Source organism: Ancylomarina euxina, from assembly GCF_003863355.1.
Classification (GTDB): domain Bacteria; phylum Bacteroidota; class Bacteroidia; order Bacteroidales; family Marinifilaceae; genus Ancylomarina; species Ancylomarina euxinus.
The window spans coordinates 1-17,053 of record NZ_QQWG01000001.1 but is presented as its reverse complement, the minus strand read 5'-3'; the positions used below and the strand labels follow the sequence as shown (position 1 = coordinate 17,053).

General features: G+C 33.1%; 15 protein-coding genes. 7 read left to right on the top strand and 8 right to left on the bottom strand.

What is annotated here, in order from left to right; all coding sequences use genetic code 11:
* Positions 1 to 110 precede the first annotated feature (110 nt).
* Positions 111 to 929, top strand: coding sequence for a TonB family protein (locus DWB61_RS00075; RefSeq protein WP_125028706.1), 819 nt, complete (start codon positions 111 to 113; stop codon positions 927 to 929).
* A 167-nt stretch (positions 930 to 1,096) separates the two neighbouring features.
* A complete protein-coding gene (locus DWB61_RS00070) occupies positions 1,097 to 2,503 on the top strand; it encodes a glycoside hydrolase family 16 protein (RefSeq protein WP_125028704.1) in 1,407 nt (468 codons plus the stop codon).
* Positions 2,504 to 2,584: 81 nt separating this feature from the next.
* Here DWB61_RS00070 and DWB61_RS00065 read toward each other — a convergent pair whose 3' ends face one another.
* The 6 genes from DWB61_RS00065 to hemW form a co-directional block, all read right to left on the bottom strand.
* Positions 2,585 to 6,010 carry an efflux RND transporter permease subunit gene (locus DWB61_RS00065; protein ID WP_125028703.1) on the bottom strand — a complete coding sequence of 1,142 codons (3,426 nt, stop codon included), beginning with the start codon at positions 6,008 to 6,010 and terminating at the stop codon, positions 2,585 to 2,587.
* Between the two features lie 60 nt (positions 6,011 to 6,070).
* Positions 6,071 to 7,192, bottom strand: coding sequence for an efflux RND transporter periplasmic adaptor subunit (locus tag DWB61_RS00060; protein ID WP_125028702.1), 1,122 nt, complete (start codon positions 7,190 to 7,192; stop codon positions 6,071 to 6,073).
* 94 nt (positions 7,193 to 7,286) lie between these two features.
* Entirely contained in the window at positions 7,287 to 8,636 is a 1,350-nt protein-coding gene (locus DWB61_RS00055; RefSeq protein ID WP_158614336.1) for a TolC family protein, read from the bottom strand.
* A gap of 52 nt (positions 8,637 to 8,688) precedes the next feature.
* Positions 8,689 to 9,297 (bottom strand): TetR/AcrR family transcriptional regulator, encoded by a 609-nt coding sequence (locus DWB61_RS00050; protein WP_125028699.1) that lies wholly within the window; start codon positions 9,295 to 9,297, stop codon positions 8,689 to 8,691.
* A 222-nt stretch (positions 9,298 to 9,519) separates the two neighbouring features.
* Complete coding sequence (locus tag DWB61_RS00045; RefSeq protein ID WP_156190149.1) at positions 9,520 to 9,948, bottom strand: rhodanese-like domain-containing protein; 429 nt, start codon at positions 9,946 to 9,948, stop codon at positions 9,520 to 9,522.
* Positions 9,949 to 9,979: 31 nt separating this feature from the next.
* Complete coding sequence (gene hemW, locus DWB61_RS00040) at positions 9,980 to 11,113, bottom strand: radical SAM family heme chaperone HemW (RefSeq protein ID WP_125028696.1); 1,134 nt, start codon at positions 11,111 to 11,113, stop codon at positions 9,980 to 9,982.
* 191 nt (positions 11,114 to 11,304) lie between these two features.
* On the opposite strand from hemW, the gene DWB61_RS00035 reads away from it, so the two are divergent.
* Both DWB61_RS00035 and DWB61_RS00030 read left to right on the top strand, forming a co-directional pair.
* Positions 11,305 to 12,024, top strand: coding sequence for a head GIN domain-containing protein (locus tag DWB61_RS00035; RefSeq protein WP_125028694.1), 720 nt, complete (start codon positions 11,305 to 11,307; stop codon positions 12,022 to 12,024).
* 157 nt (positions 12,025 to 12,181) lie between these two features.
* Complete coding sequence (locus DWB61_RS00030; protein WP_125028692.1) at positions 12,182 to 12,610, top strand: VanZ family protein; 429 nt, start codon at positions 12,182 to 12,184, stop codon at positions 12,608 to 12,610.
* On the opposite strand, the gene DWB61_RS00025 is transcribed toward DWB61_RS00030, so the two are convergent.
* Both DWB61_RS00025 and rpiB read right to left on the bottom strand, forming a co-directional pair.
* Positions 12,605 to 13,048, bottom strand: a complete 444-nt coding sequence (locus DWB61_RS00025) for an RrF2 family transcriptional regulator (protein WP_125028690.1) — start codon at positions 13,046 to 13,048, stop codon at positions 12,605 to 12,607. The genes DWB61_RS00030 and DWB61_RS00025 overlap by 6 nt on opposite strands.
* A 218-nt stretch (positions 13,049 to 13,266) precedes the next feature.
* A complete protein-coding gene (rpiB, locus tag DWB61_RS00020; RefSeq protein ID WP_125028688.1) occupies positions 13,267 to 13,698 on the bottom strand; it encodes a ribose 5-phosphate isomerase B in 432 nt (143 codons plus the stop codon).
* 36 nt (positions 13,699 to 13,734) lie between these two features.
* Here rpiB and DWB61_RS00015 point away from each other — a divergent pair, with 36 nt between their 5' ends.
* Genes DWB61_RS00015 through DWB61_RS00005 form a run of 3 tightly spaced genes read left to right on the top strand, consistent with a single transcriptional unit; the run spans position 13,735 to position 16,500 of the window.
* Positions 13,735 to 13,962: a hypothetical protein gene (locus tag DWB61_RS00015; RefSeq protein WP_125028686.1), complete on the top strand. Its 228-nt coding sequence runs from the start codon at positions 13,735 to 13,737 to the stop codon at positions 13,960 to 13,962.
* Between the two features lie 23 nt (positions 13,963 to 13,985).
* A complete protein-coding gene (dnaG, locus tag DWB61_RS00010; protein WP_125028685.1) occupies positions 13,986 to 15,938 on the top strand; it encodes a DNA primase in 1,953 nt (650 codons plus the stop codon).
* A gap of 58 nt (positions 15,939 to 15,996) precedes the next feature.
* A complete protein-coding gene (locus tag DWB61_RS00005) occupies positions 15,997 to 16,500 on the top strand; it encodes a pyridoxamine 5'-phosphate oxidase family protein (protein ID WP_125028683.1) in 504 nt (167 codons plus the stop codon).
* The last annotated feature ends 553 nt before the right edge of the window (positions 16,501 to 17,053 follow it).

The following is a 17,053-nucleotide window of genomic DNA, read 5'->3' as shown; positions in this document are numbered from 1 at the left end:
TTATAATATATTTAAAAGAGGCTTGATATCATTTTTATCAAAATTGCCTATTTCAACTAATCTTGATAGCTTTGTTTGATTTTAAATCTTAATCAGAATTAATAGAATTGGTGGCTAAGTCAGAATTAAATAAAGAAAATCAATACAGCTCAAATATAAGTGCCTGGGAGGAATTGAAGGACTACTTAAATCGTAATCGTTACGGATTAATGGGAACTTTGGCTTTTCATATGGTCTTACTTATTATTTTGTTATTATTTAAGCTTAATTCACCCATGCGTTTCGTAGAAACTGAAATTACCTTAGCCATTCCTGATGATATTGTGCAACAAATAGAACAGGAAAACAAACGGGTTGAGGAAGATAAAGTTGAGAAACAAAAAGATAAAATATCCAGTAGTGTTGATGAAATGCTAAAGTCAATAGCAGTCAATCAGGATTTAAAAACTGAGAATAGGAGAGAACGAACAGCGCAGGATATCGATAAAATGATTGATGATATCAAACAAGAGTTGGATGGTTATGAATCTAATGAATATGGTGCTAGTCAAAAAGATATCGATGCATTCAAGCGTGATAGTGCTCAAGTAGCTAAAGAACGCAAAGAGCAATTAAAATTAGATTCGCTAAAAAATATAGAGTATAGTGGACCGAGTAGTGTTTTTTATAGCTTGAGTGGACGACATAAATTAATTCTGCCGATTCCAGTTTTTAAATGTGAAAATTCGGGTAGGGTTCGCGTAGAAATTACGGTGAGTCGACAAGGTAAGGTGATAAAAGCTAAGGTTCTTGAAAAAGAATCGGATACCAGAGATGAAAACCTATACGAAGCTGCTTTGAATGCGGCTTATCGATCTCGATTTAATGCAGATAATAAAAGTCCTATCAAGCAAGTGGGAAGTATTACTTTCAACTTTGTTAAGCAATAAATAAGATTTCTATATTTGGACTTAAAAGTTTGTAATTTAGGCACTACATTTTTTGAAATTAGAACAAATACTTTTTTCATACTACTGAATCATTCTCTCAATAAATTGAGTATTTATAAGAAATGATTAAATTCGGACTTCATTCTTAACATCAAATAGCATAAAATATGGCTTTATTCCTTTCATCTAAACTTCGAAAAGCAGCAAATACTTCAATACTTGAAGAAAGAAAAAATCAGCTTTTGAACGACCACGAAGAATTTATTGCTTTTGAAGATTCTGAGGATTTACAGAAATATATAGAACTTGAAAAAGAGGTTAATTCCGAAGATTTTAAACAAAATAGAAAACAAATTGAAGCTAAAAGCTTTAAAGGTAGTGAGCTGGAAAGAAAAGAAAAGGAGCTTAAGCGTCTTTTAAAATCGAAACGCTATAAAATTTATTCGTCTGTTAACGATGGATCTGAACTTTTATCTTTTGAAAAAATGAAAGAGTCAGAAGATCTTGTAAGATATATGGAATTACAAGCTGATGTTAACTCTGGGAAACTGACAAAAAAAGAAGATAAAGAAACTTGGTTACTTTATAAGAGTTTAAAAAAGTCATCAGAAATAAGATCTTATTTTAAATTTAAACACTCAAATAAGCATAAAATTTACTTTGAGGTTTTAGCTTCAAATCTATTGCAGGAGATTGAAGATTTGAAAACCGAATTAGCTTCTGAAGAATTTGTATCAGAAAAGGATTATTTGTTAGATAAGAAGCGATTTGAAAAATCAGAGGCTTTCAATAAATTGATTACTTATAAAGAATTGAGTGAAACAGAATCATTAAAAAAATATTTTCAATTCAAAAAGAAGAACGATTTTCATTTGGTTAAAGAATGGGAATTGACTTTTTTTGAAGATTTTGAAGGTACTGAGCTAGATAAGGACAAATGGATGACTCGTTATTATTGGGGTGATGTATTAATGAATGATGATTACGCTTTACCAAGCGATGCTCATATTTTTTCTGAAAAGAATATCAAAATATCAGACTCTGTAGCTCGACTTGAAACTCGAAAAGAGAAAGCTCAAGGCAAAGTATGGGATGCAAAATTTGGTTTTATACCAACTGAGTTTGATTATACTTCAGCCTTAATTAGTACAGGGAAATCTTTCCGTCAGAAATATGGTTTATTCGAAGCTAAAATTAAAGTGAGTGATATTAAAAATGTGATGCATGCATTCTGGATGCTTTCCGATACAAGCTTACCACATATTGATATTGCAAGAACTGGTAGTTGTGGAAAATTATTTCCAGGGCAAATTACAGGATCTGAAGAGAAACCTTTGGTTAAGCAAGCAAAAATTAAAGGTCTAGACTGGACAAATGATTTTTTCATTTATTCTTTAGAGTGGGCTCCAAATAAATTAGTTTGGAAAATAAACGATGTGGTTGTTTACACTCAAACTGAAAATATTCCTCAAGATCCTATGTATCTTATTCTGAGTTCGGGTGTTATTAATCCAAAGTCGGATATCAATTCAGTTATGGAAATTGATTGGGTTAAATGTTACCAGAAGTTTTAATATTGGATTTATAATCTACTAGAATATAAAATGCCCAAAACTCAAACGAGTTTTGGGCATTTCTTTTTATTCTATATAGACTTATTTTTGTCTTTTTTCAGCTAAACGATAAAGTCTGTGTTCAACCTGAGTTGAAATTCTAAACATCACAGGTGCAATAATCAATGTAAGGAAAGTGGCAACGGTTAAACCGAAAATCACAGTCCAGGACATTGGTCCCCAAAATGCAGTACTATCACTACCGAATGATAGTTGTGGATCGAATTCACTAAAAAGGGTTAAGAAATTAAAATTCATACCAACTGCAAGTGGTAATAAGCCTAATACTGTTGTAATAGCTGTAAGCAAAACCGGACGTAAACGCGTTTTACCTGCTTGAGCAATACAATCAATTTCTTGTTGTGGTGTCAAATATTTTCTACCTTCTAAGTCGGTATTCGCTTTTTTCTCTTTTCTTAGCAAATCGATATAATCGACCAGAACAATTCCGTTATTAACCACAATACCTGCCAGAGATATAATACCAATACCTGTCATTAAAATAACGAATGGCATTTGGAAAGTACCTAAACCAAGGAATACACCAATGGTACTAAAAAGAACTGTAATCATGATGATTAAAGGCTTAACAGCTGAGTTAAATTGAGTTACTAAGATTAATGTAATCAATGCTAAAGCAATCATAAGAGCTTCCGCCAGGAAGGCTGATGTCTCATCTTGTTCTTCTTGCTCACCCGTTAGTTTAAATGAATAAGACTTGGGCATATTGTAGTCAGCCATTAACTCTCTAATACGAGTATTAATAACATTGGCATTAAATCCTTCAACAACATTAGAATAAATAGTTACAACACGTTTGTTTTCTATACGGTTGATTCGTTCATATGTTGATCCATATTTATAGGAAGCAACCGATGAAATAGGGATCTGTATAAATTTATTATTTACAGGACTCATCAGAGAAATTTTTTGATTCATTAGAGCTGGAACATCGTATCGATATTTATCGCTTAAACGTAGCATGATATCAAACTCATCCTCACCATCCTTAAATTTAGAAACCTCTAAACCATATAGTGAATTACGAAGTGCACTTGCAACTTGACTGGTTGATAAACCAAATCGACGAACCTTATCTCTATCGATATTAATCAACATTTCAGGTTTTCCCTGATCCAAATCTAATTTTAACTCTTCAATACCTGGAATTTTATCAGCATCAAGCATTTGTTTGATGTCATTTGAAATAGTCAATAACTCTTCAAAATCATCACCAGAAACTTCTAAGTTAATTGGATTTCCAACTGGAGGTCCACTATCATCTTTTTCAACAAATATCTTCGCACCAACAAACCCATTAAGATTTTTAGATATGAGTTTCATAATTTCAGATGTACTGTGTCCTTTTCTATCTTTAAATTCAACAAAAGAAACTGTCGTTAAAGACTTGTTTGCAGCGCGACTTGATTCAAACATACCACCTTTACCTGATCCAACATTGGTTGCTACAGAACGGATTATATCCTGATAAGGCTCAAGAGTATTCTTGACAATTTTCTCTACTCTTCCAGAAATCTCATCTGTTTTATGAATATCAGTTCCCAAAGGCAATTCCATTGTTACATAAACAGATTTAGGATCATTATCTGGAAAGAAAACAACAACAGGGTCACTTCCAAAATAGAAAGATATTGATCCGACCATTAATACAAATGTGGCAAAAAAGAAAAGTAGAGGACGGTAGCCTTTAAGAGCAAATCGCAAACTATTCTCGTATACATTTTCAAGTGTTACCAACATTTTTAATTGGAACCAACGCGCAAAAGGTCTTAATGCTAATAAATTAAATAGCATGACAATTGCGATACAAACTAAAATATTAGCAACGAAATAACTTGTAGCAATATAGAAAGGTATTGAAATTGCGATAATAATAGAAGCAATTGTAATAACCCTTTTGTATTTCAATTTTGCTTTAATGTTATCAATCTTAACAAAAGTTGCTGTAAAGACTGGATTCAGAATTAAAGCAACAAATAATGATGATGTCAGAACAATAATCAAAGTAATTGGCAGATATTTCATGAACTCTCCCATAATGCCACCCCACATTAATAGAGGGAAAAAGGCTGCAACAGTTGTTGCTGTTGACGATATGATTGGGCCAGCAATTTCACTCACTCCTCTTTTAGTTGCCTCGAGAGGAGGGAGGCCTTCTTCGTGGAGTCGATAAACATTCTCGACGACGACAATGGCATTATCAACCAACATCCCTAAGGCCAGAATCAGAGAAAAAAGAATCATCTGATTAATGGTATATCCCATTTGACTTAGAACTATCATTGAGATAAACATCGACATAGGAATAGCTAAACCAGAAAATAATGCATTTCTTAATCCCATAAATAAATACAGAATAAGAACAACTAAAATCATACCCATGATAATAGAATTCTCCAAATCACTAATCATACCACGAACATCTTCAGAAGTATCGTTGGTAACTGTTACGGTTAAGCCCTCTGGTAAGAATCCACTTTCTTTAAGCTCAGCAATAATCTTATAAATCTGATCGGTAGCTGCCAGAAGATTTTCGCCACTTTTCTTACTCAACGAAAGTGAAACTACTGGGTTGTTATTTAAACGGGAAATTGAAGAAAGCTCTTCATACCCATCAACAACTTCGGCGACATCTTTAAGGTAGACTACTTTATTATTTGTGACTTTTACAATGGTATTTTCAATCTGTTTCATTGAGGTGTAGTCGGCCGATGTGCGAATACTTCTACGTGTATTATCGGTAATTAAAGTACCCGCACTCATGGTTACATTTTCGTCACCTATTGCTGTTTCTATATCTTTAAAAGCAATACCGTTGGCTTCCATTTTGTGCAAATCAGCGTTGATTTTAATTTCACGCTCATCAATACCCTTAATGTCAGCTTCTGAAACTTCAGCTAATGATTCAAATTTGTCTTGTAGTTCTTCAGCAAAATGCTTTAAGTCATCTAAGCCGTAATCTCCAGATAAGTTAACATTCAGAATGGGAAAATCAGCCATATCAATATCTGCAACAACTGGATCGCTTGGTAAATCATCAGGTAAGTCACTTAATGCTTTATCAACTTTATCTTTTGTGTCTTGTAAAGCTTGTTTAACTTCAATATCTGTATTAAACTCTACTATAATTAAACTCAGATCTTCAAAAGAAGCAGAGGATAATTTCTTGACATTTTTTAAAGATTTTAATTCCTTCTCAATAGGTCTTGTCACCAGGTTTTCGATATCGACAGGTGAGTTACCTGGATATGGTGTAGAAATTGAAATATTTGGAATAACGACTTCAGGGAATAACTCCCTTGGCATACCCATGTATGAAAATAAACCATACAAACATAAAAGACCAGTTAGAATAAAAATGGAATTCTTGTTCTTTAAGGCTGCGAAGGTTGGCTTAAACTGTCTTTGTTCAGTTTCGGCAGGTGTGTTTTTAGTATTATCGTTCATCTTTATATTATTGTGTACCGATAGGATCGGGATGAAATTCGAAAATTATTAATACGGTAATTATTTAATATTAATAAGTGTACCGTTAACGACTTGTGAAAAACCTTCAGTAATAATTAAATCGCCTAACATAAGTCCTGATTCAATCATAGAAAGGTTGTTGTAAGTTTTAGAAACATCAACGTAAACCTTTTTTGCAAACATTTTCTTATCCATTTTCTCAGCAATATACAAGTAGTTCCCTTCGAAATCTTTCTTAATAATAATAGAAGGCACGACTAATGCTTCGTTTTGAACAAAATCGCGAATTTTTATAATTGAGATAAGGTTTGGTTTAATAATCTGACCTGGGTTTTTTAAATTCACACGAACCTTAAAGCTTCTATTTGCAGGATCTATAACATTCGAAGTACGGTAAATCGGTGCTTCAGTCTGGTAATTAATAGCAGGAAAATCTAATTGAGCATTTCCACCAGCTTTTATAGAATTCAGATAAGTTTCAGAAACATCGCCTTCAACGTAAACGCGATTGATATTTACAAGTTGAGCCAGTGGGGTAGAAGGACCAGCCATTTCGCCTTTTTTCTGGTGAATTTCATCGATAATGCCATCGAATGGAGCACGAACAATGGCTAAATCTTTTTGAGCTTCAAGAGCACTTAGTTTACTTTTTTGTGCTTCCAAATTAGATTTAATAGTCAGGAATTCAACTTCAGAACCAATTTTTTGATTCCACAAACGTTCTTGTCTGTCGAATAGAGTTTTACTTAAAGCCAACTGCGTTTTTAATTCATCTATATCGTTTTGGAGTTTTGAGAAGTTTAGTTGTGCTATCACATCTCCTTGTTTCACATGCTGTCCTTCTTTCACATCAATTGAAATAATATTTCCTGATGCTTCAGGTTGAATGGTAATGTTTTTATCAGCTTCTACATTTCCTGTAATTTGAATGAAGTGCTCAAATTTTGAAACATTCAATTTTTCAATATTTACGTTTAGAGCAATTTCTTTCTTAGGTCCTTTCTTAACTTCAGATTCAAGTTTCGAAATTTTTTCTTTCAAAAGATTCAATTCAGTTTTGTATTCTTTTAGCTTTTCTGTTTTGTCTTTATTTTCGTCAACATTTTTGGCAGAACATGCAAACAATAATGGAATAAGACCTGCTATAATAAATTTTTTCATCGTTTTTGTATTTTAAAATCAGTTTTCAAACTTGAATAAGGATTCTGATTTTTTATAAGTGTAAATTGATTGTTAGATATTAAAGTTTGGAAACCTATAATTTCCCCAAAGCTTTATCGAATGCAACTTTTGAATTTAATAACTGAAGTGTTGATCCAATGTAAGCCGAATGAGAATTCAAATACTGTTGTTCATTATTCGAAAGTTCAGTGCTAGTGGAAACTCCTTCGTTAAACTTAACCAGAGTTCTGTCGTAAATTCGTTTGGCAATTTCCAAACCTTTCAGGTCGTTTTCGTAATTATCTTTAGCATTCATCAATGAGTTATACGAAATGCTCAAATCTTTTTTAAGACTTTGTTCTGTATTGTATTTAAGATCTTCAATTTTCTTATAGTTGATTTTCTCTTGTTTAATCTTAGAACGACGATTAAAGCCAGTGAAAATTGGCATGCTCATTTTTAAGCCAATCATTGATGATTTAAACCATGGCACATTGCTTTTATAGACATTAGAAGCATCAGTACTTGTATTTTTACCATAGTTGTAAAAAGCTGAAAGATTAGGAAGATAGCCTGATTGTTCGTTTCTAATGATTAATTTTTGAGCATTAAGCTGAGTGCTTACAATCCTATAGTCGATATGATTTTCGAGATCTAATTCGGTCGATTCTGTTTTAGAAATCAGAAGTGGGTTTATGAAAGCTTCTAAATCATTTTTAAGCTCAATCTTTTTCTCTATATCATAACCCATGGTAAATTTTAACATGATAAGAGAATTTGATATTGCTCTTTTAGCATCTGACAATTGATTTTCAGAGCGCTTAAGCATTAACATCACCTGATCGACATCCAATTCTTCACGAAAACCATTTTCGTAATAAGCTTTAGTTTCGAAATGAGTTTTCTTGGTGATCGTTACATTCTCTTCAATGGTTTTGTAATTTTCTCTAGCTATTAAAACATTATAATAGGCTTGTGCTACAAGATCTTTAACTTCAATTTCTGATTTTATTTTTGTGTTTTGAGATAATTGCACAAAAACCTTGGCAGCTCCAAGTCCTACAATATATGAACCATCAAAAATCTTTTGATCAACATTAATTGTAGCAGAACTCGCATAGGTTTGTCCGAACTTCACAGGAGTATATTCACCAGCTGTACCGCCAAAAATTTCAGCAGGCAATAAACTTACTGCAATATCCAGGTTTTTTGTATAGTCAGCGCTTGCTTTTACTTGAGGTAAACCAGTCGAAATCGCTTCCCACACTTTTTTCTTAGCCACTTTTAAGTCGTAATCGTTGCCCTTTACCATAAAGGAATTTTCTAAAGCATAGTTTTGGGCTTCCTGCAAACTAAATTTTGTGAGATTCTCAGTTTGGGCTTTCAGGCTCCAACTTGAAAATACCAACAAAAGAATGCTCGCAATTTGTAGGATATTCTTCATTTGTTGTTTCATTATTTTAGTGGTGATTTATTATCTTTTTAGTTAGTATTTATTATTCTGAAATTTTCTTCAGGTATTCAATACCTTTTATACTACAAATACCATGTAAATGATATAGGGTTAATTCTCTATGAAATATTCCTGAAAATTTATCATCTCCACAATAACTCTCCAGTTCTTTATTCCAATGATTTAGATAAAAACGAATTAATAGATTTGAGATGATATCGATATTAAAGTCATCTCGATACAAGCCTTCTTCAATACCTTGATTCAAGTTTATAAGTAGATCCGCCTTAAATAGATCTATTTTTTTTGCTTTGAATACTTTAGCAAGCTCCGGATGATATTTATTCAAATCGTATTCAAATGAATGATGTGGATTTTTTAAAATATCCAGAACAAATTGATGGAATTTCCAATAGCAGTCTATGGCATTTAAATCTTTATGTTGTTGAGATTGAAAATCGAATCTAGGGTTGTTTAAATCCCACTCTAATACGTGTTCAATTAATTCATTCTTGTTTTTAAAATATTGATAAAGTGTTTTTTTTGAAATACTTAGATTTCTAGATATATCATCCATGGAGATGCTTCTCGTACCACATTGAAAAAATAAGGCGTGAGCTGATACTAAAATTTTTTGTTTTAAACTTTCCATTCGGCAAATATAAAAACTAATATAAACTTGGGAAACTATTAAACCTCTTAAAGTTTCCTTGGTTTTGCATGAATATGATAAAATGAGGATATCATTTCTTATACAAACTCATATCCATAGTTCTAAGGATGTTATCTGAATGTGAAAATAGGAAGTATCTGAAAAATTATTTCACTCTTTTAGGTGAAAAGGGAATAATAATCGGTAAACGGGTTGAGAATTCTATTTTGTTAATCTAACTTTTAGTGAATTGGCCGTGTTCGTTACATTAAATCCTCTGGCTTTCCAGTTTTCGATCCCTTCTTTAAGGGCGAAAACCTTATGTGGATATTTTTCTGCGATTAACCAACTGGCTTTCTGACTTCGTTTTCCATATTTGCAATAAATTAAAATCGGGCGCGAAATAGGTATCGTATCTAAAATGGAGAACAATTTTTCAGATGTTTCGGCAAATATAGCACCTGGAATATGACCTTCCAGATGATCAATAGTTCTGCTGACATCTATTAATAAATGATTGTTATCCTTTAAAATTAGGGATTGAAATTTCCTAGCACTCACTTTTTCAAACTCAATTTTTTGTGCCTGACTTGTGAGGTTAAAAAGTAGCAGTAGAATGCCTATAGGTATTAAACGTTTTATAATGTACACGATTTGTTATGGCTTAGAGTTTAAAATGTCTTCAATCTTCTATAAAAAAGAAATCTGACATCACATCATTTGAGATAAAAACACCCTTGTCCGTAAGAATAATATGTCCGTTTTCTATCCTCACATCATCACTTTCAATAAATTTATCAGCTTTTTCCAGACAATTTCTATGGTATTGCTCACCAAACTCACTTTTCACGACTTCTAAATCTAATCCCCACATGGTTCTCAAGGATGTTAGTACATAGTCATTAAATTTATCGTTGAAACTGAGTTCTTCATATTCTGAATACTCCTCTCCTTTTTCAATTGCATTCATGTATTTTAGATTGTCGGATATGTTCCATTCCCTTCTGTTTATATTATAAGAATGTGCTGATGGGCCTAAGCCTAAATACATTTTTTGTTGCCAATAGCTACTATTGTGCTTCGATTCTAAACCTAATTTACTGAAGTTTGATATTTCGTAATGTTTAAAGCCGTGCTTCTTGGATTCAGAAATAAGAAGTTTATATTGAGCTAAACTGACCTCCTCGTCAACTTCCTTTATAATTCCTTTTTTCAGTTTGTGAGTAAATACTGTATTAGGATCATACATTAAATGGTATGAGGAAATATGCTGTATATTCAGTTCAAATACCTTTTTAAGATTCTCTTCCCATTTTTTTAAAGTCAAGCCTGGTACACCATATATTTGATCGACAGAAATATTATTGAAGCCATAATCTTGTGCTCTTTTAATTGCATCATATGCTTGTTGGCCAGAATGACGACGGTTCATCAATATTAAATCTTCATCGTGAAAAGATTGAATACCCACCGATAGCCGATTGACTGAAGTTTTTTTTAAATCTTTAAGGTAGTCGTGAGTTAAGTCATCAGGATTAGCTTCTAAAGTGATTTCAGCATCGTCATTTATAATAAAATGTCTTTCAATTTCGAGAATCAAAGATTGAATTTCCTCTGGCGAATAAACCGATGGCGTGCCTCCACCAAAATAGATACTCTCAATATTTTTTCCTTCTAGGTAAGCTTTTCTGTCATCTAGTTCTTTTTTTAAACAAGCCAGCATCCTCTCCTTAGCTTGTAGGCTAATGCTTTTATGAAAGGCACAGTAGTGACAGAGCTGTTTACAGAAGGGGATATGAAAATAGATACCTGACATATGGACTTGATTAAGAATTTTAAAATGAGATCGTTAATTTCAGAACGATTGCGAGTTTATTATATTGTATCAAATCAAATTTGAAACGATGGTGCAACATTAGTTAAAAAATGTCGTCTTTCAGATAGTTGATACCAACCAAATAAAGATTTTTTGTTTCAGCCCGATTGCTCGGGGTAAAAATATTTAGCATGAATAAGTTAAGAAATATCATGACAAGTCTTGTAGCATTACTATTGATTTTTGCAATTAGTACACCCGTTTTTGCTGATGGCGTTAAAGGAAATGGAAAGCTTAAGACTGAAGTACGAGAAGTAAGCGATTTTTCGGGTATTAAAGTGAGTGGTGCATATACAATCTATCTTACTCAAGACGAAAATTGCAGTCTTAAAGTAGTCGCTGATGAAAATGTTCAGGATCTCATTAAAACGGAGGTTCGAAATGAAGTTTTATACATTAAAAATGAAGACGATATTCACGATACAAAAAAAATGGAGTTATACATTGGCTTTAAATACTTACGTTTTATAAAAGCGAGTGGTGCAATTTCTTTAAAAAATGAAAACAGTTTGAAATTTGATGAGCTCGAAATTGAGATAAATGGAGCATCTTCTGCTAAGCTTGAACTTACAGCCAACAAGCTTTCTATTGACAATAGTGGGGCATCATCAATTAGTTTAAAAGGATCGGCTAAAGAACTAAATATTGATATATCAGGCGCAGGTAGTGTAAATGCAGTTGATTTAAAAGCGAGTGAAGCTCGAATTGATATTAGTGGTGTTGGAACAGGTAAAGTTTATGTAGAGGATAAACTTAAAGTGAGTATTTCGGGTATTGGATCCGTTAAGTATAAAGGTGATCCTAAAGTTACTAGTGATATCTCGTTCTTAGGAGTGCTTCGAAAGTTGTAAGAATTTTATAAAACTCCCTAAAGCCCCCTATGTTTAAAAAAGTTAAACATAGGGGCTTTTTATGCAAATGTTATTGGGTTTTGAAAATTCTTCAGCAACTTTATAGCTAACTTAATATAGAAGTTGATCATCTTAATCAAAACTGTAAATTTATAGTATGGGTATTAATCTGTTTATTCGAAATATTATCTGGGCAATTGTTATTTTTGTTTTATGCTCAGTACCTGGCGATAGCCTTCCCCATACCTCCATGATTGAAATCCCTCATTTCGATAAGATCATTCACTTTGGGTTATTCTTTATTATGGGGATATTTTTGATTGCAGAATTACGATACCAAACAAAATTAAATAGAATTAGTATTGCAATATTTACTTTTCTATTGATCGCTATTTATGGTGGGGCGATTGAGATATTACAAGAACGTTACTTTATTAATAGAAGTGGTGATATTTGGGATCTTTGCGCGGATGTTGCTGGAGGAGTTTGTTCTGTTTTCATGTTTCCGATCCTAAAAAAACAAAAGGACTTACTTTTGAATCGTAAGCCCTTTTGTAATTATTCTTTTCTTAAGAAAATCTTATAAACTGATATACTCTTCAGTTCCTTCAATTTCTGTAATTAGTTTACCAACAGTTCTGTCGTTAAACAAATCGTATAGCTGTTGACGAATACCACCAAACTGACCGTGAACCGGACATGGGGCTTGATTGTTAGTGTCTGTTTTACATGGACGCATACCAATTAAACAATTCTCAAACATATCAAGTCCGTCAACAATCTCAACGATATTCATCAAGCTAATTTCCATAGGATCCTTACCTAAACCAAATCCACCATGAGGTCCTTTGGTGGAACTTAGTAGTTTTTGACGAGCTAAGCTTTGAAGAATTTTTCCTAAAAAAGGAGTTGGAATGTCCAGATCTTCAGATATCTTTTTAATTCCAATTTTTTTACCATCCTGAGCATGTAATGCTAAATAGATAACTGATCGGATTGCGTATTTACAAGTATTCGATAACATTCTTATTCTTTTCTAATAATAGTTCACTAAACATGACAATTAAAAAGCGATATCTGCTTTTTTCCTTGTATTATGATTGAGTCATTTCACTTCTTTATATTAAGAAGAAATTACCCAGCTGGGCAAATATAGGAAAATTAAAAGATTAATAACGCATCTCTAACTCTGTAATTCTCAATTTATCATGATTCTTAAATCCTGACATCATAAAGGAATATTTATTTTACAGCAATTTTGTCAACTCTGTTTTGGTGTCGCCCACCTTCGAAATCAGTTGAAATAAAAGTTTTAGCAATAGCTTCTGCTTCTTCGTAAGAAATAAATCGAGCTGGCAACCCACAAACATTCGCATTATTATGCTGACGTGCTAGTTCTGCAATTTCAGCAGTCCAACAAAGTGCCGCACGAATGCCTTGATATTTATTAGCAGTCATTGTAATGCCATTACCACTTCCACAAATTGTAAATCCGAAGTTGAATTCCTTATTTTCTAAAGCTTTAGCCAAAGGATGAGCCGTATCAGGATAGTCCATGCTATCTTCTGAATGACAACCAAAGTCTTTAACTTCATGACCCATTTGGGTGAAAAATTCGACCAATTGGTTTTTATATTGAAATCCAGCGTGGTCACAAGCAATTGCAATTTTCATACTTTTTCTTTTGTATTTATACACTAATAAAACAAAATGAGGAATCTCCTAAGCTTTATTAGTGAACAAGATAGGTTTATTATAAATGATTGTTATTTAGATGGCAAAAGTAGTAAAATATGTATCAAGGTAGATGTGTTTGGTAAGCATTTATCTAATGAAAACCAATATTGGTGGATTTGTTGCGATTTAGAAACAATTAATATTGAATACCAACACAAATCTCTTGTTGAAATCTTTTTTCGAAATAGAGAAATCATTTAAGTCATCTTTCCTATTTTTGTTTCATGATTGATCAATCAACAGTACAAAGAATTTTTGATACAGCTCAAATTGACGAAGTCGTTTCTGATTTCGTAACCCTTCGAAAACGAGGCGTTAACTTTTTGGGACTGTGTCCTTTTCATAATGAAAAATCACCATCATTCACCGTTTCTCCAGCCAAAGGTATTTATAAGTGCTTTGGTTGTGGTAAAGGTGGAAACTCGGTTAATTTCGTGATGGAGCATGAGCACCTCGACTATGTTGGAGCTTTAAAATATCTTGGTAAAAAATATCATATCGATATTGTCGACGAAGAATTGTCGCCAGAACAAGAACAAAGAAAGAACGATAGGGAGAGTATGATGATTGTCAACTCTTTTGCGCAAAAATACTTTTCAGAGAAACTTTTTCAGAGCGAAGAAGGTATCGCTGTTGGGATGAGTTACCTGCGTGAGCGTGGTTTTCGAGAAGATATTATAAAGAAATTTCAGGTTGGTTTCTGTCTCGACAGCTGGAATGCTTTTTCGGAGCAAGCAACTCAGTCAGGTTATAAAAAGGAATTTCTGGTTAAAACGGGTTTAAGTATCGATAAAGAAAAAGGAATGATCGACCGTTTTAAAGGGAGAGTCATTTTTCCGATACATGGAATTGCGGGTCGAACACTTGGTTTTGGAGGCCGAATTTTAAAGAAAGATCCCAAAGCGGCTAAATACCTTAACTCTCCGGAGTCCGAAGTTTATCATAAAAGTCGTATTCTATATGGTATCTATCAGGCCAAAAAGAGTATTGTTCAAAACGATAAATGTTATTTAGTTGAAGGTTATACCGATGTATTGTCATTTCACCAGGCAGGAATAGAAAATGTAGTAGCTTCATCAGGAACAGCCTTAACTGCTGATCAGATTCGATTGGTTAAGCGTTTTTCTAATAATATGACCATTATATATGATGGTGACCCCGCTGGTATCAAAGCTTCGCTTCGAGGAATTGATTTGGTTTTGGAACAAGAACTAAATGTAAAGGTTCTCTTATTACCTGATGGGGAAGATCCGGATTCATTTTCAAGAACGATGGGTTCAACGGAATTGACACAATATATAGAGAAGAACGAAACCGACTTTATTGTTTTTAAAACCAATTTGCTTCTAGCAGATGCTAAAAACGATCCGGTGAAGCGTGCTAATCTAATTATTGATATTGTCCGTTCAATCGCCATTATTCCTGATAATATTGTTCGTTCTGTATACGTGAAAGAATGCAGCAACATTCTAAATGTTGATGAACGTGTGCTATATACCGAGATTAATAAGATTAAGGGACGTTTGCAGGAAGAAGCCTGGAAAAATGAAGAACGTTCAAATATTGAACTTCAGGCACAAGAAGATTCTATAGTCAATCAAAGTATTATCCGTGCTGATAATGATTGTGATTTGGAAGAAAGAGCCCTGATTCGTTTATTACTTAATTTTGGGAAAGAGGAACTGTTCACTCAGAAGAATGAACAGGGTGAGGAAGAGATAATTCTGGTTGGTAACTATATTGTCGATGAACTTGAACGTGATGAGTTAACCTCTGTAAATGGAGCTTACCAGCAAGTATTTGATGAATACATGAAAAATAAGCTAGATCCGAATTTCGAATCTAAAACCTTTTTTAGAGATCATACCGATTCTAAAATCGTTCAGCTTGCTGCTGATATTATGAGTGAGCCCCACCAATTGAGTGGGATGTGGACCCGTAAGGATAGTTATATCGAATCAGAGGAGATGAAGTTGAAGGAGATTGTTCCCAAAATTGTAAATGAATATAAAGGCAAAAAGGTGAAACTTCTGATTGAAGAAGTGGTACAAGAAATGCAAAAAGTTCAGGAAACTGGCGATTCTGATCGATTGATGGAGTTGATGAAACAAAAAATGGTCCTTGATCAAATTAAGAATGCTATATCAAAAGAATTAGGGAATAGGACTGTATTTTAATTGACGATATATAGGCTGGTATTTTTAAGATACTAGCTTCAATAAAACGAATATACTTATGAAGACTGTATTTATAGAAGATCAGGGGCAGATTGACGAAATTATAAAATCATGCGATCTTTGTCATTTAGGGGTTATCGATACTGAGGGAAGACCTTATGTAGTACCAATGAATTTTGGTTACCTAGATGGTTATATCTATTTACATGGAGCTAGCTTTGGATTGCTGATTGATTCATTAAAAAAGAACCCTGATGCCTGCCTAACATTTTGTACCGATACGGTATTAGCATATCAAAATGTAGAAGTGGCATGTAGTTATAGAGTAAAAGGTAAAAGTATAATTGCTCGAGGTACTATAGAGTTTATTAATGATTACGATCAGAAAGTAGATGCTTTAAATTCAATGATGGCCCAATTTACCGATAGAAAGTTCACTTATAACTCTCCTGCAGTTAAAAATGTTGAGGTTTATCGAATGAAGATGGATGACCTAACAGCAAAAGAATTTGGTAAGTTTAATGACCAAACTTTCCCCTGGATGAAGAAACATGGACGATAAACAGTACGGTTTATACGCTTCTGTTCTCATATTCAAGACTTAAGATTTTATTCTGAGTGTTTTTTAATTTGAGATAGCCTATAAAGCTAAAATAATACATACATGAGAATTGATTTTCTTTTTTAAAAGGGTAGACGCGAGTCCATCCTTTTCTTTTTTGATTATTTGTGTAATACATAGGCTCCCAACAGCGCGTAATTGTTAGAATTATTCCCCTGGGAAATCTTTTTTCAAATAATATTTACTGTCAGTCAGTCGCTTAAGGATTAATTCAAATAAACTTAAAAAAATCATTAGGAAAGTTGGGAATATAAAGTCTATATTTGCACTCGCTTTAAGAGAGAGGCGTTGATCTTTGAACCGTTTGTAAGTATTGTAAACACTGAGTAATCTTGGTAAAAAACAATTAAAAAATAAACGAAAAAAGATTTGCAGTTTAGGAATTAAAGTTCTTATATTTGCAGCCGCTTAAATAGCGAAAAAGTTCTTAAAAGTCTGGTAAAGGAAAACGACGAGAGTTGAAAAAGGGAGAGAAAATATTTCTCAAAATAAT